We start from the raw sequence: 15,433 nt of genomic DNA, 5'->3' as shown, positions 1-15,433 counted from the left end.
TCGCAGCCAGGGCGTGAAACCTCCCACTACTCTGATCAGAGCGGCGACGACGCAGCCCGATCGCAATCCAAAATCGATAAAGGCAAAGTGTTTCAAGGATCTATAACCACCCGCGCACAGGTCTCATAAGACGGTATGTCCGTTTCGTGAAAGATGTTGGTTCGCCCTACACTGGTGCTCCGAGGGTTGCTCGGGTGGGCCGAGCCTATCCTCACACGAGGAGGACGAACCGTGGAACATCCTACAGAAGTTTTCATCGGAATCGATGTTGCAAAGGCGCGCAATGCCATTGCCATCGCCGATGGTGGGCGCGATGGCGAGGTACGCTTCTTTGGCGAGGTCGATGCATCACTGGATGCGATGAGGCGCAGGCGTCTGGGCTGATACCGCCTATCGATCCAAGAAGAACGAGGCGTTCCTGACCAGTGGCATGTTCACCAGCCACATTCACCAGAGACGCAAGCCGCGGCGACCGTTGCCTGAGCGGATCGCCAAGGCCAATACCCGGCGTTCCAAGATCCGCGCCCGGGTCGAGCATGTGTTCGCCGGGCAAAAGCACCGGATAGGGCTCGTCGTGCGCACTATCGGCATCGCCCGCGCCACCATTCGGCATGGCGAACTTGGCCTATAACTTCCAGCGCTTGGCCTGGCTAGAGCAGAATCCGATCATTCTGGCTCATATCCTGTGGCAGTGAAATAATTGGCGCATTCTTCCGGAGTGAAGCGCGGTAAAGCGTCGCGGATAGCATCCCATAGCTGTGGAACGGTCCGTGCTGCGGCTTTTCGGAGGATGGCCTTAAGCTTGGAAAAGGCATTTTCGATCGGATTGAAATCGGGACTATATGGCGGAAGGAACAGCATGCGTGCGCCCGTTGCTTCGATCCCCTCGCGCGCGGCCATGCTTTTGTGCGCTGGCAGATTGTCGAGAATGACGATGTCGCCCGGTCGCAGCGTTGGTGCCAGAACTTGCTGGGCATAGGCCGCAAACCATTCGCCCGTCATTGGGCCGTCCAAGACCATGGGCGCGGTCATGCCGGTCAAACGGAGCGCGCCGGTGAAGGTGGTGGTTTTCCAATGACCATGCGGGATTGGAGACCGGCAACGCATACCGCGCCTTGCCCGTCCCCGCAGGCGGGCCATCTTCGTTGAAGCGCCAGTCTCGTCGATGAACACCAATCGTTCGGGGTCAAGGTCAGGCTGCGCCTTGAACCATGCGCGTCGCCGCGCGAGAACGTCGGGCCGTTCCTGCTCGCTGGCGTGCGCCGTTTTTTTTGACGGTCATCGAGTGACGGTCGAGGAAGCGCCAGATGGTGCTCGGCGCAAACACCGCTTCATGCTCCGATCGAAGCATCTCGACCAATTCAACCAATGTGATGTCCACCTGCTGCTCGATCGCACCAAGTATGACGTCGCGATAGGCGGCAATCCGCTGCGATCGCATGTCACCGCCCTGGGGCTTTGCCCGCGTCGATCCGGTCTCTCGCCAGTCGCGAACCCAGCGGACCGCGCTCGCCGCCGCAACGCCAAAACGCGCCGCTGCAGCGCGTCGAGACATACCGCCATCAACCGCAGAAATTACCCGTGAGCGCAGATCTTCTGAGATAGACTTCGTCATGCCAGGCTGGCCTCCTCGTCCAGCTGACATGGTGAATCAGACTTTCTCGCCCAAGGGAACCCCCTCGATTCCGTTAGATCGGATTATGCTCTAGAGGGGCGAACTGCGCCTGTTTGATGTGAACCAAGGGCCACCGAAGATGGACCCGGCCCCTGCGGCAACGGCAATATCGAAATCACCGACAAATACGCTGCAACGTCACTCCTCCCACGCCGCCTCAATCCGCACCGTCGACCCTAGGCCCAAATCCAGCGGTTCTTCGAGGTGTCCAACTTGATCGGTCGCGGATCATGAACTCCATCCGAGCGTCTGACAGATTATGCTGCGCCTGCAGGATCAGAGCCTTGAACATCATCACCGGATCGAATGGTGGGCGCCCGCCTTTGCTGCCATCGCCATAGCCAAGCCCTTCGACCAGCCACGCCCGGAAATACTCGAAATCCACGGTCCGTTCCAGAACCTCAAGCGGATCGCCATGGCGACTCAGCATCTCAAGATGATCGTTCAGGCTGAGAAGCGACTTGGGGTCCATGGCTCATCACCTCCAATGGCTACCCAATCAATGAATCACGAATGACTCAAATCCGCCAGGGTTTTTGCGGGTGTCCAGCTCAATCGAAACAACCTGCAAATGGCCGCTGAGCAGGATAGTGGGAAAGTCTATATTTCACCTTCTGGTTGCCCGGACGCCATGGCTTGTGTGTAATGAACTCCTTTAGCCGGTGGACGAGAGAATATGGCGTCGCTGGGATATGGTCAGCCGAATTCGCGGGGATCGTTACAACGATGTTACCATCCGCCTTAGATCCGGTAATTCGCCATCCAAGTTCGGACAAATTCAGGTCGAAATCTCGCTGCTCTATCGGCAAGGGCTCAGACGGCGCTGTCCAGAAGACGTGTTCCGGGGGCAGCATATAGGCCAGCGTCAACGAGCGAAGACCCCAATGTGCACTGCCGGGGCCGCTGTACAAATCGACGAGCCGAGGGTCTTCTTCCAAATAACCCATCGTCATCGTGCCGTCCCTCAATACTCGATGGCCGCAAAAATAGCGCCAGGTCATATCGAGCGCATGGCGCGCCAATCCCGGACTCATCGCTTCGGGATCGACTATGCTCGCGGCAACTATCGGCGCCGGGATGCCCAGTCGATAGCAACAACTGCGCCCCATGATCGGAATGCCCTTAGGCGAGATTAGATGCGACGTCAGCTTTCCGGAAGCGCAGACCGCCGACCGGATGAAGTCCGCGTCGAGTTGTGGATCAATCAGGCCGATCCAGAAAAGGTCGTAGGTTATGCCCCATGTATTGTAATAATCGACCGGACCGTCCGGGCCATCCTTGAACCAGCCATGCCCCAGATAGTTGCCCTTAAATTCGAAATAGGCGCAATAATCGGGCTCGGGCAGAAACCCGGTGCTCTTCAGAAAGGCACGGACGAGCACATGAAAAAGCAGCCAGTTATTAGCGAGTGGGACCTCGACAGCCTCGATGCCAATCAGCCAGTCGACAATCTGTTGCTTCTCTTCGACAGAAAACTGATCCCAGATTTGCGTCCGGCTCAGCCACAGCAGTCTGACGATATCTGCCGCCTCAACGGCCCGCTGGCGCGCCTCGGCGATCGAGCCCCAATAATGTGGACTGGCAGGATCTGTGCCGGCGAGAATGGCCTGACCCAACTTCGCAGGCAGATCGTGCCTCACACCGCTATAGGGATCGGTCACAGCAGCGCCACGCCCAGCATACAGCCATGCGCCGAAGAGCGGTGCCGTGCGAGCAAAACCCTCAAGCCCGGCCACCCAGAAGCCCCGGATGCTCGGTAGGCCACGATAGTGGATCAAGCTCATCTGCGGCCCCGCATGACGAATGAAGCCCCCGAAGAAATATTGGAAAAGCGCATCGAAGCGCACAATCTCGGTCGCATCCTTTGCGCAAAACTGTTCGGCAACCCAAATGTCCGTTGCATCAAGTTTGGCGGGCAGCCGCTTAAATTTACTCCACCCCTCCACCCCTCTGGGCAAGAAGAGCAGCAGCACGCCACCGGCCAGACAGATAGCGGCCAGACCAAATGCCCAGCCTATTACCGCGCTGATCATTGAGCCAAACTGGCGGCCGCCGCTTCACGCTGAGGACCTAAAGCCTCACCAACGGTGATACTCGCGTCGGATCTTGCTTTATTCAACTTTGCCGGCCAGTCGTTCTTGTAATTGCTGACCAGAAGGAAGGCCAGCACCACGCTAAACCAACTGAAGTCGAGATGCTGGAACACCGTCGAGTTGCCGATATAGTAAATCGTCATAAACGACCATAGTAAAAGCGCCCAATATCCGGAAGAATGGCCCTCGCGATAGGCCGCGACCGATCGGACGAGGAATGAGATCCAAAAAATTACAAAGAGCCCAAGACCGATGAAACCGAGTTCCAGCCAGACATCTAAATATCCGTTATGCGCATTGGATGTCATCGCACGCGTAGTGTTTCTTTCGCCCCAGTGCTGGTGAAGTACAAGGATGTCGAGAGTGAGCTTGTCGGTCCAGAACGATTTGAATCCGGCCCCAAACCAAGGCCGATCAGCGCCAATTTCAACGGCATATTTCCAAAGGCGCAGACGCCCGGTCAGCGTCAGGTCGCGATTGATTAGATACATGACTATCGATATCATCACCGGCATTACGACGGTGATAAAGAACAGCGTGCCGATAGTGATGAACCATCTAAGCGATAGGGCAAAGCGCCTTTGCCATCCGGTCGGCTTTACCAGAAAGCCAATAAGATAGACGAAACCAAGCGAGACGAAGAATGCAAGCAGCGGCGTCCGCGAATTGCTAGCGATGAGGGCCACCAAACCTGCACTGACGCTAATCATCCAGAATAGCCATTTGCGCTTATCGGCCTTGACCTGAGCCATATTAGCGATGAACAGCAGCATGCTGACGCCAAAGAAAATGCCGGAATAGGTCTTGCTGGGGAAAATGCCCTTCAATGCGCCGACATGCCGGTCGCCCGTCTGAAGGCCGACGCCGGGAATAGCCGCTGATAAATAAGATGCTGCGACAAGGACAAGTGCGGTAATACCCATGATCCGCAAAAGGCGGGGAAAAGGTACCGCCGTGATCAGATAGACCGCAACGGGAAGGCCGAGTAGAAGTGCGGTAAATCTACGAAATGAAACATCAGGCTCCACGGACCAGAGCAGAGAAAGCAGGGAATAAACGAGCACCAAAAGATAAGGCCATGCTCTTCCCAGCGCTCGCATGCTCGTATCCAACCGCATAAAACATAGCAACAGGCCGGGACCTGCCATCAAAACACTCACCAGCTGAATGAGCGGAGACCCTGCCTCCCGGTCTTCAGCATGTCCGGCGGCGGTACCCGCATTGAGAACGAGAAACAGCGCGCCCGACATCAGCAAGATGTAAAAGCCGAAATAAAGCGACTGTATCGCGACAGTTGAGTTAATTCCGCCGACAACTAACTTGCGGTCTGTACCGCCGCCAAATTCCCCATTTGGGTAAGCTGTTGCATTCACTGAATGCGGCCCCTTATTGTCCGAGAAGAGCGATCAAAGCCCTGCTAGCCCTGGCACTGGCCCGGCATTCACAGATACGTTGAACGATCGACGCATACAGCCTGGCGCTCCGATGGGCAAAGGGCTTTTTCAGACTGGGCCGCAACAAGATTACTTATGAGACCTCTCTGATTGGGTCCCTTTGGGTCAAGCTGCTTCCTCGCTTACGTGATCGTTCCCATGGATCACTCGCTTCTCTCCGCGGTCAGCGCAAGGCCTCGGCCGTAAAAACTGGCTGTTTGCCGGATCAAAGGCGGGCGGCGATCGCGCTGCCGCCGTCTATTCCGTCATTGAGAGCGCCAAACTCAATGGCCTCGAACCACAAGCCTATATCGCCGACATCATCGCCAAGATCGCTGGCAACTGGCCCGCCGCCCGCTGGGATGAACTCATGCCGTGGAACTGGCGACCAGATCAGAAACCGATCGCCGAAGCCGCCTGATCTGCGGCCTTCAGCCCACGCTCTGATGTCCGTTTTCAACCTTTAATTCGCGCGCCATCGTCCGCGTAGGATCCCCGCCTAAATCGCCATCTGTCAGACACCCACGCTGGAAAGCACCATCCTCGCGACAGGCGGTCAGGCTTCTCACCACGTCCACCGATACACTCTGCCAGGACGATGCGCGGTTCGTTGATGCCGTGCGCGTCACGTCCCACGACAACATCATCGACCTTTGCTGCGAAGCCTGGAACAAGCTGGTCGATCAACCGTGGCGCATCATGACTATCGGACGCCGCAAATGGGCGCGTGGGTTGTGATCAATGCAGGTTGGTATTACTTTTCGCAATCGCCTGCTGTGCTGATCTGGTGCCTGAACTGTAAGCGGTAAAAAAGCCCCCACGTGGCCTTGGGAGCGGTGCTGTCAGCCTTGCCTATAACTTCCAGCGTCTGGCTTGGCTCGAAGGGCGAACTGCGCCCGCTTGATACCAAGCGGCTCCCTAACGGCACCGGTGATATGGAAATCACCCCAGAATGCGCAACCACGCCAGCCCCGTTATACCTCTGCGGTCCATACCGCCGCTATCACGCAGAAATCTGATGGTTTTTCGAGGTGTCCAACTGGTTTCGACATCGCCACTCATCGCCACCTCGCAAATGCAAGAAGCAACATCTACCAGATCGCAAAATCATGAGAATGTGGACTTTTACCGCTTACACAATTTCAATTACTTGGCGTTCGAAAGTTCAAGAAATCTGAGGTATTTCCGGGTATCCAGCTGCCCGCTACCGCTCGCGCGGAGACTATTTTGCGATCAGTTTCTGGGTCGGGTCAAGTGGCGAGGGCAGGTCGTCCGCCTCGCCGTCCAGGACATAGCCGAGCGACGCCAGATCAATCCCAGTCAGTCTCGCTAATTCTCGATTGGATTGAGCAAAACGGGCCTCAATCCATGCGACCGTGTCTTTGCCTAGTATGCTTGGCGGGCTACCTTTGCCCGGCAGCATACGGTTCAGCGGCTTGTAGAGATGTTTGCGCGCCTGAAAGAAGCCAGGAATATGGATTATACTCCGCTTGTCCTTGGCCCGTTCCGCGGTGAACAAATTGAGGAACCGCATGAACGTTTGGGCCCTTGGCGTCAGCGAGGGGTTGCGGCTTGCGGAATTGAGATTGTCATATCGCGCTTCAATCCCCAGCCGGTCCATCAGCATCCTGGCGCATTCCAGCGCATCCTGTTGGAATTCTTCGAAAGGCAGAACAATGACGTTCCCGAGGCCGAACAGTTCCTGATACAGTGTTACCTGCCGATGATATTCGAAATGCTTCAGGTCGAAGCGCGGTTCATTGAAGCGGTCGGGCGAACCTGAATAGAAATAGCTGTCGGGAAACAGGAAGCGTTTTGGCCCAAACGTGCCGCCGACTTTCACATACTGGCTAAAAGCGGCGGTCAGCATGCCAGGCTGTGAGCGCACGCCGATGATGATGCGCGCGTCAGGGAAGACAGCTTTTATGCGACGGGCGACCTCCAACGGAACCATGCCGTGCAATCCGCCCACCAGATAGTTGCCGGTCAGTGCCTCTTCGCAGATTAGCGGTGCGGCACCGTCTGCTGCTTCCAGGATGCGCGCGCGCGCAGTATCTGCATCGAACGACAGGCCATATGGCTTCAGGATCATATCGCGGACGATTTGTCGGTCGATGTAGCGGTGGCTGATGCAGGCCGGATAGAAAACATCCTGCCACCAGGTTGTACCGGTCTTATGATAGCCGATATGTACGACGGGGCGAAGATCTATCTTTAAGGGTGCTGTCATAGGCTTTGAACTACGTTCGCAGGCTTCTTGCCGGAGGATTTGACGATCAATCCCAGATAGGGCTTGATCCAGACAAACCAGACAAAGCCGCATGCCGCAACAGTATAGATTGAGCCCAGAGCCGCCGCAGCCATGAGAGGGAGACGTTCCAGATATGAATAGGCAATGGCTGGGATCGCCACCAAAACGCTGCTGAAATAGGAACCAAATGCCGACAGGTCGTTTTCCTCAGTCATCTTGACCACCATCCGGCAGAGCCACACGGTAAGAAGGTTGATGATCGCCGTGGCCCAGCCGACCCCCACAATCCCGACAATGCCGACAAAGAAATATGCAAAAGCGAAGCTCGATCCTGCGCCGGCGACGGTCACCACTGACACCGTAGCAGTCCGTTTAAGGAACATCAGCTGGCGCGTTTGGAATGTCAGCTGGTTCTGGATGAAAGCAGTGAGCAGGAGCGGCGCCAGCAGAGGTAGCGCGCCAGCGTAGCGATCAGGCAGGACAAGCTCAACCATTAGGGGCATCAGCAGAATGGCGATGATATAGAGCGGCGTGATGAAGGCGAGCAGCAGCTGGCGGATCAGGCGCAGCTTGTTATGCGATTCGGAATCACGCTTAGTCCTTAGCTTCATGTACGTTGGGTTGAACCACATTTCGATAGAGATGGAGATCAGACCGAACATCGAAACGAGTGAACTGGCGAGGAAGAATATACCGACCTGTGCAGCGCTGACGCTGCCGGCAATCGCGATGCGCAGTGCCGAGGCGCGACCCCATTCGGCGATGCTGCGAGGGATGAGCGGGATCCCGTAAGACAAGAGATGGCCCACCTCGTCGTGCGGCAGCCGTCCGACATGTGGCGGAATGACGCCCGCAAAAGTGATTATGCGATATATCATGCCGAGAAGCAGCGAGCCGAGATAAGCGGTCACCGCCCCCAAAAGGCCCAGCTCAAGCCAGAACACCAACAACAATCCAAGCACGATCAGCATCACTGCTTGGAAAATCCTATAAGCCGAGAAATCCTTCGGGCGTTCGAGCAACCGGGCAATGGCGTCAAACAGCTGGCTGCTGCGGCTGGCATAGGCGGAGAGAAGTATCAGCGGCAAATATGGCCAGATTGAAAACAGGCCGCCGCTGAAGAAGTTCCAGGCGACGAACAGAGCGAGGCCCACGACTGCTAGCACACTCAGTCCAAGCAGGCGCGCCGTCAATACGACCTTTCCAAGATAGTCGCGGCCATTTTCAGGCGTGTCATTATGGTCGTGAAAGCGCCTGATAATAGCGGGGGAGATACTAAGATCGCTGAGCAGATCGACTAACGTGACGGTCGTCAGAAATAGCCCCAAAACACCGAGTTCTTCTGGTGCAAGCTTGAAGGCGTAGGCCAGCATCATCAAGCCGGTGAGCCCGCGCACCAGCGCGTTGGTAACACCATATGTCATGATCGCCGCCAGCCACGGTGCGCGCAGGGTTTTGAAGATCTTTGTCACCTTTTCCCGCCTCAACCCGGCAGGAATCGGCGGCGGAGGTAACGCGCATAGCTATTGCCGTAGGCCGTGAACGCGCGGGCGCTATCAACCATCGGATGCCTACTCGCCGTCCTGATCGCGTGGAGTTGAACCTGTAAAGTGTTCCAGTGATAGTCGGGCATGCGCGCAAATTTCTGATCGGCATGATAACGTTTCGCTACGCGCAACGTCGGGCTGCGCCCGATGGCCAGCCCGGCTGCCACCAGGCGCACCCAGAGATTGTAATCGAAATGGCTTTTGCGGGTAATGTCATAACCGCCCACAGCTTCTATCGCCGAGCGGCGGATACACGCACCCGAATGTGGTAAGGGGTTTTTCGTCCCGATAGTGGCGCTGAGATCCTCCGCTTTCGCTGCGGGTAACTGCGATTTTTCGTCCCAGGCTGGCTGTTCTTTCGGCCCTATGTAAATGCGAGCGAAGGAGAGCGCTGCCAGGGAGACATCTTGGTCAAGCAGGCGCAAGCTATCCTCTATCCATTTTGGGTGCGCGACATCGTCGGCATCCATGATCGCCACCATCGGGGCATCACCCATCCTCAGGCCTTGGTTGAGAGCGTGCCCCCGCCCACGTGTCTCGCTCGGGGCGAAGACGAAGCGCGGGTCATTCTCTCCGAATGATCTGGTGATTTCCGCGGAATTGTCCGTGCTGCCATCGTCGATCAGGATGATACGGATCGCAGCTTCACTCTGTGCGGCAAGCCCACGCAGGGTAGCCGGGAGCGTATCCGCAGCATTGAGAAACGTACAGACAATATCGACTTTGGGTGCGGTGCTCATGCCATGCCGTCCCTATTCTGGCTTTCTTGCGACGGGCCAACCGATTTCAGCCAAGTTCCGGTCCAGCCGCTTTGACCAGTATTCGGTTTCACCCGCGAATATAGTCGCGAGCTTTTGCTTTATCTGCGGCGTCGCTTCCTTAGAGACGTCCCCTTCCTCACGTCGGACCATAACGAAATTACCACGCTTGATACGCCGCGCTTGCTCCTCCATCCGACCGAGGAAGGTGGCAGTGTTGCCGACGCTGGTGATATTACGGCTAGGCAGGACATCAGGGAAACTGCTGCCGTCAACGCCAAGAAACGTCGCGATCTTTGCATTTTCGCCCTCCATGTTTTTGATCAGATCCTCGAACAGCAGAACCAATACACTGTCTGTGCCGAAAATCCGGTCAAAAACCTCGACCTGAGCCGAATAGAGCGTGTTGCCGAGATAGCGATAATTCCAGAGCACATCATCATATTGCTTAGCATAGATCGGGATCACGACCTGTTTGTACGCTGCTGCCTTGGCCACAGCCACCCGCTCAGTAAGCGCAGCCTCAAGTGGATCGTCGGACAGTGAAAGGAAAACCTCCTCCGCCGTCCGGCGCTCATGACCGCGCTTCACCATATGCATGAAACCCGAAAAGGCGCGCGAAACCGGATTGCGTAGTGCCACAATGAACCGGATATCCTTACCTAGCCGCCCGGCTATCCGTGAGGCGATTTCGGGATCAGCGAGATAGGTGGTGGTGCCGTCGATGAAATATTTCTCGCCCGCAGCCTTTTTGTAGTAGCTCCGGAGCAGGGCATCGTCGGGCAGGTTCACTGCGCGCGAAAAATAATTGGGCTCTTTCGGTTCGGAAACGAGGCAATCAGGATGATTGTTGAGTAGATCGCAAAGAGCGGTAGTTCCGCATTTCTGCGCGCCCAGGACAAACATGTTCGGTAAAGGCATCTAGCTAGTTCACTCCGCTAAATCAGCCTCTCCTACCCCGAGCGATTACTTGACTGCTCGTTGGCCTTGGGAAAGTGGGTTACCCCGGCTTGACCATTCCTGTCAACGAGGCATGGCAGCCCCGAGTCAGGCACAAGTGGCGCTTTCCATAGATTCTATGTTTCATTCTATAATGTGAGCCACAATCTGATCTTATTGTTAGCCGGTCCACGCATTTATGAGACCGCTCAGCGAACTATCAGGGTTGGACATTAAACGCTGACCTTAATCGCTGAAGGCGCGGCGGAACTGATCCTGCAGCGGCTTGGTGATATATGAAAGCATTGAGCGCGATTCGGTCGAAATGAACACCTCGGCCGGCATGCCAGGGCGAAGTGCCAAGCCTTCGTGTGCTACCTTATCACGATCGATTGCTACGCGCGCGCGGTAAAAGCTGGCGCCGGAATGCTCGTCTTGCGCGCGCTCGGCAGAAACAAATGTTACCTGGCCCGGAAATTCCGGTGTCGTGCCTGAACTGAAAGCGGTGAAGCGGACGCGCGCATCCTGCCCGGTCTTGACCTGGTCGATATCTGCGGGATTGACCGCGCACTCGACAACCAGTCCCTCCTCGTCAGGCACGATTTCCATGATCGGTTCTGCAGGTTGGACAACGCTGCCGACCGTGGCGAAAGCCAGCTTGTCGATAACGCCGTCATAGGGTGCACGGATTTCGGCACGCGAAAGCATATCGTCCGCGCTGATATTGGCAAGCTTCCGTTCGTTGAGCGCGGCATTGACTTGCGCCAATTCTTGCGCGGCCTCGGACCGGGCGGTCTCGTCGATCTGTAATAGCTGCTGGCGGGTTTCCGAGATGCGAGCGCGGGTCTGGGCGATGGACGTGTGCAACGATGCGATCGACCCGTCGAGACTTATGGCGGTACGTTCGAGCTCATTGAGCCGGTTAATCGTCACCAGCTTCTTTTCCCATAGCTTCCGCACGCCCTCACGCTCGGGGCCGATCAGTTCTTTTTGCTGCTGTAGCGCTACTATCTGCCCCCGATAGCCCTGAATCTCATAATTCAGTTGGTTTATCCGATCCTTAAGCTGGCCACGAAGGCTGGCGCGCTCGTTGGACTTCAATGACATGAGCCGCTGCTCGGCGCGCATGGCTTCCAGAGCGCCTTCGTTCTTCCTATTGGTGAGTTCCTCTGGGAAAGTTATGTCGCCGCGGCCCTCGCGCTCGGCGAGCAAGCGGGCACGCTGAGCCAGAATCTGGTCAACTGTCCTGCCTGACAAGTCCGCGCTTGCTCCGGTCACTGCAGTATCGAGCCGCAGCAGCAACTGGCCTTTTTTTACTCGATCGCCGTCTTTAACGAGGATACGGGAGATAATGCCGCCGGTCGGATGGTTGATCCGCTTTACCCGGCTTTCCACGCCCAGCTGACCACTGGTGATGACCGCTCCGCCAATCGGTATGAACCCGCCGGCACCGATAACAATGATTAACAGTGCGACAACGGCGAAATAGGTAATTCGGAGGTTCCATTTGGCCGAAGCTTCGCGCTCGGCCTCCTCCTCCAGTTGTTCGTCGATTATTCCCTGATCGCCATACGGGACAGGCAATTCGCTCATTCTGTTTTGGCCCTTTCAGTGTCCCGTCCGTCTTCATCCTTGGCGTTGGCATCATGCACCAGATCGGACTTTTGATTGGGGATCGACCTTCCGAGGTTGCGCAAGCGTGGAAGGATCTGATCCTTCGGCCCGAACATCTCCATCTTGCCGTCGCGGATGACCATCAAATAGCTGGCATTGTTCAGCATGGCCGAACGGTGCGCCGATAAGATGACGATACCTCCTCGCTCACCGACCGCTCTAATCGCCGCACCCAAGGCCTTCTCACCCGCCGCGTCAAGATTGGCGTTGGGCTCGTCGAGAACCACCATGAAGGGGTTGCCGTATAGCGCGCGCGCCAGCCCCAAACGTTGCCGCTGCCCGCCCGATAGATTGCTTCCGTCCGAGCCGATCCGCGTATCATAGCCGTGGGGCAGTTTGACAATCATTTCGTGGATGCCAGCCAGCTTTGCCGCGGCGACGATTGCTTCAGAATGCATCTGATCAGCAAAGCGGGAGATGTTCTCGGCCACGGTTCCACTGATCAGCTCGACCGATTGCGGCAGATACCCGATCTGCGCCCCAATAACGTGCCTAGGCCATTGGTCATAGGCGGCGCCGTCAAGGCGAATGCTGCCCCTTACTACTGTCCAGGCCCCGACAATTGCACGGATGGCGGAGGATTTTCCCGAACCGCTTATGCCCACTATGCACATAATGTCACCCGCTCGAAGCCGGAACGATATGCCCTGCACAGTGGGGTCCTTGGCGCCGGGGGGGATCACTGCGACGTTCTCGACCGCCAAATCGCTTTCCGGTGCTGGCAATTGAGTTGCGATTGCCTCTGAGACCGGAATTTTTTCAAGCATTTCGTTAAGTCGTGCCCAGGCAATCTTAGAAGCCTCAAAGCTCTTCCAGTGAGAGATAACTTGGTCGATCGGAGCAAGCGCGCGAGCCGAGATGATTGAGCTTGCGAAAATTACGCCGCCGCTTGCCACGCCGTCAATGACCAGGATAGCGCCCGTAGTCAGCACCGCCGATTGCAGGAAAAGTCGGAAGGCGCGGCTGATGCCTAACATGGAGGTCGAGGCTCTGGAGAGCCGATTCTGTGCAAACAGATATTGTCGGTTGACCGAGAACCAGCGGCGGCGAAGGCGTCCTTCCATGCCGAGGGCATGTACGACCTCGGCATGCCGTGCAGATTCTTCTGTCAACCAGTTTCGGGTCGACGCCAGCTTGCTCACACCATCGGCATATTTGTGCGTGATGCGCTGGGTGTAAAAGGTCAGCGCTATCATTACGATCGCGCCGACCAGTGCGACGACGGCAAGCCAAATGTGCAATATTGCAAGGATTGCGATGAAAAATATGATCCATGGTAGATCCATGAACGCTGCTGGTGCCGGGCTGGACAGAAATGTACGAATTGAGTCTAGATCGCGCATGGGCATGAGCGTCCAGTTATTCGGCAGATAACCGCGCAAGGCACTGTTGAAGACAATGTGCTGGACACGCTGAGTGAATTCGCCGTCCATCGATGAGGCTATGCCGGCGAGCAGTCGCGAGCGTAAGACATCGAAGAAACCCTGCGCGATATACACGAACAGAACCAGCGCCAATAATCCAAACAAGCTCGCAAGATTCTGGCTCGGCAGCACCGAATCATAGACAAGCATCATGTAAAGCGAGCCGCCCAGCATCAAGATATTGATGATCGCACTAAGGACCGCGACCGCAATCACGGAATTCTTGGAGCCCAGCAGCACCTTTCTCATTTCACTGACGACGTCTCTGGCCATATCGACACAGCCCCTATTCCAACCAGCGAAATCGACAATGCCGGCTGCATTGCTATTCCGCATTTTGACCTGAATTCCTAATTTTTTCTCGTATGAACGCATAAATCGGTAATTGCAGAGCTTGGTAGAGTTGATACTTTGGGGGTATCGCGGATGTCCGAGCCGGACCCGGTAGTGCGGTATTGGGTCACTCATAGGTGAATAGTGCATCGGCTCAAAGCGGGCAGGGTGGCCCATCCGGCAGCCTTTGCAGAACGGTCGTCCCTGCGGTCCCTTGTAGAACACCGCCCTCGGATCAGCTTTCGAGCTCATCGCGGGCAAAACGTCTTTACCTTGCCTTAGAGCTGGAACAAAGTGCCGTCGCTCTGCATGGCATGCATGCTAACCGCGATGCGGCGGGCAGGAGCGACACGGGCCCTGCTTGAGGCTGCGGCGCTTGACGATCATCGAGGCTTATGTCCTTAGCAGGAAGGTCTCCCGGCTTCTGGCCAAGATCGAATTCCCCGCTTCGTAGAGCAACTCGCCTAGCGCTATCTCCCTGCTTGTCGATTCTACCGGCCCCACTAGCCGATTGGACGCCTCGTAAAACTCTGGCCTTTGAGGGGCAGATTTGATTCACATCGCCGGCGATGTGGCGGAGGCGATAATGGCGGTGCAGCCGGGTTTTTTCGATCTTTCGGATCGGTACGAGGCGCTGAGTGCGGCGGGTGAGTGCGCGGCGTGTGCATTTTCGACCATTGCAGCCCTTCGAACAAGGCTGACGCTTGCGATGCCGAAAGCCGCATCACGCCATCGTGCGCCCGGGGCCAATGAAAGCCTCCGGTCTGCAAGACCTTGCTCACAAGTACCAGGCCGGTGCCGTCCCAGACCAGCAGCTTGATCCTGTTCGCCCGCTTCGAGCGGAAGATGAAGACCACCCCCGAGAAGGGCTTGAGTCCGAGTTCGTACTCGACCAGCGCCGCGAGGCTGACGGCACCTTTCCTGAAGTCGACCGGCTTTGTCGCCACCATCACCTTAAGCGGCCCTGGCGGGATGATCATCCCGACCGGTCCACAGCGGCAAGCACCCGGGCGATCTGTTCCTCGCTCGCGCCCGGCGGCACGTGGATAGCCAGGGCGGCGGTGCGGATCATCGTCATCCCCACCAAGGGGGCGACATCATCTCGGAATCAGGGGGCGAGTAATTCTCGGAACAGGGGGGGCGGCATCATTTCGGAATGTGGGGGCGGCTTCCCTCGGAGTAAGCGGGGCTTGGAGACCGCAGATCAGGCGGCTGCGGCGATCGGTTGCTGATCGGTCCGCCAGTTCCACGGCATGAGCTCATCCCAGCGGGTAGCAGGCCAGTTGCCAGCGATCCTGGCGATGAC

The 15,433-nt window shown here is 56.8% G+C and carries 10 protein-coding genes and 4 pseudogenes; 3 read left to right on the top strand and 11 right to left on the bottom strand.

The window, feature by feature from the left end; translation table 11 throughout:
- Positions 1–231: 231 nt before the first annotated feature.
- Positions 232–378 (top strand): annotated as a pseudogene (locus tag KRZ98_RS15955) (IS110 family transposase); the annotation flags it as partial.
- Positions 368–695, top strand: a pseudogene (locus tag KRZ98_RS15950) (IS5/IS1182 family transposase); the annotation flags it as partial. The pseudogenes KRZ98_RS15955 and KRZ98_RS15950, both read left to right, overlap by 11 nt.
- On the opposite strand, the gene KRZ98_RS15945 reads toward KRZ98_RS15950, so the two are convergent.
- From KRZ98_RS15945 to KRZ98_RS24625, 4 genes are all read right to left on the bottom strand, one after another.
- Positions 667–1,615 (bottom strand): IS630 family transposase gene (locus tag KRZ98_RS15945; protein ID WP_254798549.1). Its coding sequence is split into 2 segments (ribosomal slippage): positions 667–1,276 and positions 1,275–1,615, totalling 951 coding nucleotides; the frame shifts between segments, so codons are not numbered across the junction. The pseudogene KRZ98_RS15950 and the gene KRZ98_RS15945 overlap by 29 nt on opposite strands.
- Positions 1,616–1,832: 217 nt before the next feature.
- Positions 1,833–2,147 (bottom strand): transposase, encoded by a 315-nt coding sequence (locus KRZ98_RS15940; RefSeq protein WP_217674449.1) that lies wholly within the window; start codon positions 2,145–2,147, stop codon positions 1,833–1,835.
- A gap of 79 nt (positions 2,148–2,226) precedes the next feature.
- Positions 2,227–3,708, bottom strand: a complete 1,482-nt coding sequence (locus KRZ98_RS15935) for a DUF2264 domain-containing protein (RefSeq protein WP_217674448.1) — start codon at positions 3,706–3,708, stop codon at positions 2,227–2,229.
- On the bottom strand, positions 3,705–5,141 hold the full coding sequence (locus KRZ98_RS24625) for an O-antigen ligase family protein (RefSeq protein ID WP_217674447.1): 1,437 nt from the start codon (positions 5,139–5,141) through the stop codon (positions 3,705–3,707). The genes KRZ98_RS15935 and KRZ98_RS24625 overlap by 4 nt, the downstream gene beginning before the upstream one ends.
- Before the next feature lie 256 nt (positions 5,142–5,397).
- Here KRZ98_RS24625 and KRZ98_RS15925 point away from each other — a divergent pair.
- Positions 5,398–5,622, top strand: a pseudogene (locus tag KRZ98_RS15925) (transposase domain-containing protein); the annotation flags it as partial.
- An 801-nt stretch (positions 5,623–6,423) separates the two neighbouring features.
- Here KRZ98_RS15925 and KRZ98_RS15920 read toward each other — a convergent pair.
- From KRZ98_RS15920 to tnpB, 7 genes and pseudogenes are all read right to left on the bottom strand, one after another.
- Entirely contained in the window at positions 6,424–7,431 is a 1,008-nt protein-coding gene (locus tag KRZ98_RS15920; RefSeq protein WP_217674446.1) for a sulfotransferase, read from the bottom strand.
- Positions 7,428–8,924 (bottom strand): oligosaccharide flippase family protein, encoded by a 1,497-nt coding sequence (locus KRZ98_RS15915; protein WP_217674445.1) that lies wholly within the window; start codon positions 8,922–8,924, stop codon positions 7,428–7,430. The genes KRZ98_RS15920 and KRZ98_RS15915 overlap by 4 nt, the downstream gene beginning before the upstream one ends.
- Positions 8,925–8,935: 11 nt before the next feature.
- Positions 8,936–9,739: a glycosyltransferase family A protein gene (locus tag KRZ98_RS15910; protein WP_217674444.1), complete on the bottom strand. Its 804-nt coding sequence runs from the start codon at positions 9,737–9,739 to the stop codon at positions 8,936–8,938.
- A 12-nt stretch (positions 9,740–9,751) separates the two neighbouring features.
- Positions 9,752–10,663 (bottom strand): sulfotransferase, encoded by a 912-nt coding sequence (locus KRZ98_RS15905; protein ID WP_254798547.1) that lies wholly within the window; start codon positions 10,661–10,663, stop codon positions 9,752–9,754.
- Between the two features lie 279 nt (positions 10,664–10,942).
- Entirely contained in the window at positions 10,943–12,289 is a 1,347-nt protein-coding gene (locus KRZ98_RS15900) for an HlyD family type I secretion periplasmic adaptor subunit (protein ID WP_217674442.1), read from the bottom strand.
- Positions 12,286–14,169, bottom strand: coding sequence for a type I secretion system permease/ATPase (locus KRZ98_RS15895; protein WP_217674441.1), 1,884 nt, complete (start codon positions 14,167–14,169; stop codon positions 12,286–12,288). The genes KRZ98_RS15900 and KRZ98_RS15895 overlap by 4 nt, the downstream gene beginning before the upstream one ends.
- A 632-nt stretch (positions 14,170–14,801) precedes the next feature.
- A pseudogene (gene tnpB, locus KRZ98_RS24175) lies at positions 14,802–15,077 on the bottom strand (IS66 family insertion sequence element accessory protein TnpB); the annotation flags it as partial.
- Between the last annotated feature and the right edge of the window lie 356 nt (positions 15,078–15,433).

It is taken from the genome of Sphingobium sp. AS12 (assembly GCF_019097845.1).
In the GTDB taxonomy this organism is placed as follows: Bacteria; Pseudomonadota; Alphaproteobacteria; order Sphingomonadales; family Sphingomonadaceae; genus Sphingobium.
Note: the sequence above shows the minus strand (reverse complement) of the source record. Positions and strands in the feature narration are given on the sequence as shown.

Bases quoted from the DNA above. Each gene is read 5' to 3' on its own strand.
- KRZ98_RS15940 (WP_217674449.1), bottom strand. From the start codon at position 2,147: ATGGACCCCAAGTCGCTTCTCAGCCTGAACGATCATCTTGAGATGCTG.
- KRZ98_RS15935 (WP_217674448.1), bottom strand. From the start codon at position 3,708: ATGATCAGCGCGGTAATAGGCTGGGCATTTGGTCTGGCCGCTATCTGT.
- KRZ98_RS15920 (WP_217674446.1), bottom strand. From the start codon at position 7,431: ATGACAGCACCCTTAAAGATAGATCTTCGCCCCGTCGTACATATCGGC.
- KRZ98_RS15910 (WP_217674444.1), bottom strand. From the start codon at position 9,739: ATGAGCACCGCACCCAAAGTCGATATTGTCTGTACGTTTCTCAATGCT.
- KRZ98_RS15905 (WP_254798547.1), bottom strand. From the start codon at position 10,663: ATGTTTGTCCTGGGCGCGCAGAAATGCGGAACTACCGCTCTTTGCGAT.
- KRZ98_RS15900 (WP_217674442.1), bottom strand. From the start codon at position 12,289: ATGAGCGAATTGCCTGTCCCGTATGGCGATCAGGGAATAATCGACGAA.
- KRZ98_RS15895 (WP_217674441.1), bottom strand. From the start codon at position 14,169: ATGCGTTCATACGAGAAAAAATTAGGAATTCAGGTCAAAATGCGGAAT.